Origin of the sequence: Hydrocoleum sp. CS-953, from assembly GCF_002260545.1 — a bacterium.
Taxonomy (GTDB): Bacteria; Cyanobacteriota; Cyanobacteriia; order Cyanobacteriales; family Microcoleaceae; genus Trichodesmium.
This window is the reverse complement of the sequence record NZ_LGSU01000213.1, coordinates 1-2466: the sequence shown is the minus strand read 5'-3', so window position 1 is coordinate 2466 and position 2466 is coordinate 1. Positions and strand designations below refer to the sequence as shown.

General features: G+C 34.5%; 1 protein-coding gene. It reads left to right on the top strand.

Annotation, left to right across the window (positions count from 1 at the left end):
• Positions 1 to 2320 (top strand): TIGR03032 family protein (locus AFK68_RS01820; RefSeq protein ID WP_246843934.1); only part of this gene is annotated, 2320 nt, incomplete at its 5' end.
• Between the last annotated feature and the right edge of the window lie 146 nt (positions 2321 to 2466).

Below are 2466 nucleotides of genomic sequence, written 5' to 3'. Positions count from 1 at the left end.
TGTTAATACTGACAATTATTTATTAAGAAGTGTACATACAAATAATTTCCCTAATATTTTAGACCAGTTAGGCATATCTTTAGTTGTTTCAACTTATCAAGCAGGTAAATTAATTGTATTGCGTGCGGATAATGGAGTAATTAATACTCATTTTCGGACCTTTAATAAACCGATGGGATTAGCAGCAACTCACGAAAAAATTGCCCTGGGAACTGCTTATCAAATTTGGGATTTTCGGAATGTTCCAGCAGTGGCAGGAAAAATAGAACCGCAAGGCAAACATGACGCTTGTTATTTACCACGAAATATTCATATAACTGGCGATATTGATATTCACGAAATGGCTTGGGCGAAGGATGAATTATGGTTTATTAATACTCGTTTTTCTTGTCTTTGTACTCTCGGTCATCCTAATAGTTTTGTGCCGAGATGGCGACCTCCTTTTATCACTGGATATGACTTAACAGACCGCTGTCATTTAAACGGACTTTGTTTAAAAAATGACCAGCCAAAATATGCGACTGCTTTGGGAGAAACTGATACTTCAGCAGGGTGGAGAAAGAATAAAGCTAATGGTGGAATATTAATGGATATAGAAACAAATGAAATTTTAATGCGGGGTTTATCTATGCCTCATTCTCCGAGATGGTATCAAGAACAATTATGGTTATTAGAATCGGGAAATGGTAGTCTGGCAAAAGTCGATTTAAACGACAGAAAATTAGAAACAATTGCTAAGTTACCTGGGTTTACTCGTGGTATAGATTTTTGGGGAAATTTAGCATTTATTGGTTTGTCTCAAGTTCGAGAAACTGCTGTTTTTAGTGGGATGCCTATTACTCAACTTCAAGAAAGAATTTGTGGTGTTTGGGTGGTAAATATTTTAACTGGAGAAACTGTGGCATTTTTGAAGTTTGAAGCTGGAGTTCAGGAAATATTTTCTGTGGCAGTTTTGCCAAATATTCGCTTCCCGGAAATTATTGAATGGAATGAAAATTTATTAGCTAGTTCTTATGTTTTACCAGATGAAGCTTTAGCAGAAACAGTAAAACCAACTTCAGAAATAGCTATGGCAGAGACTCTTTTATTTAAAGGAAATCAGTTATATCAAGAAGGTAAATTAGTAGAAGCTATTAATGAGTATCACGAATGTCTGAAGTTACAACCAGATTTGACTAGAGCTAAATATAATTTGGGAGTAGCTTTGGGAGACAATCAACAATATGAAGCAGCAATTAATTTTTTACAACAGGTAATTAATACAGAACCAGATAATGCCGATGCTCACAATAGTCTTGCTTATGCTTATAGTCAAAAAGGTGAGTTAGAAAAGGCAATTAAACATTATGAAAAGGCAATTAATCTCAACGGTAGTTTTGCCAAAGCACATTTTAATTTAGGCATGACATTGTTGAAAAATGGAGATTTAAAACGGGGATTTGCAGAATGTGAATGGCGGTGGGAAACATCAGAATTTACTCCCTTTCAATGTCCTCATCCCCGATGGAAAGGGGAAGATATTAGCAATAAAATTTTATTAGTTCATACGGAGCAAGGAGCAGGAGATGCTATTCAATTTATTCGTTATATTTCTGTAGCAGCAAAACGTTGTCAAAGCATTATATTAGTATGTCCGCCAGAGTTAATTCCTCTATTTAAAAATATCCCAGAAATTGATAAATTAATGCCTCCCGGAGAACTACAATTATCAGAATTTGATATCTATGTACCTTTAATGAGTTTACCTTATATTTTCGGCACAACGTTAGAAACAATTCCTGCCAATATTCCCTATCTCCAATCAACAAATAGTAATCAGATAAATCTGACGGATACTGAATATAAAATAGGTATTGTTTGGGGTGGTAGTCCTACTCATAAAAACGATTGTCATCGTTCCTCTAAATTAATAGACTTTTTACCTGTTTTGCAAGTGCCAGGAGTAAAATTTTATAGTCTACAAAAAGGAGAACGCAGTAAAGAATTAACTGAACTTCCTAAAAATATTCAGATAGAAGATTTAAGTTCTCAGTTAAATAATTATGCTGATACAGCAGCAGTAATAGAGCAACTAGATTTGGTAATTACTGTTGATACTTCCGTGGCACATTTAGCAGGAGCATTAGGTAAAAATGTATGGACTTTGTTATGTTTTAATCCTGACTGGCGTTGGTTACAAGAAGGAGAAAATACTCCTTGGTATCCAACGATGAAATTATTCCGTCAGTCTCAGTCAAGAGAGTGGCAAGAAGTTATTGAAAAAGTACAAACAGAATTGCAGAAAATTACGACAAAAAAAATGATTATCAGTTCTAAATAAAATTTTAAATCCGTTATGGGGTATTAGGTGTGAGTAGGGAGATTCCATCCTGTACTACTCTACATCTACAAACCCCAATTAACTTGAAGTATTACCAATACTTTCTATCAACTTAATTTTCAATTTACCAGGGAAAATAAATTGGT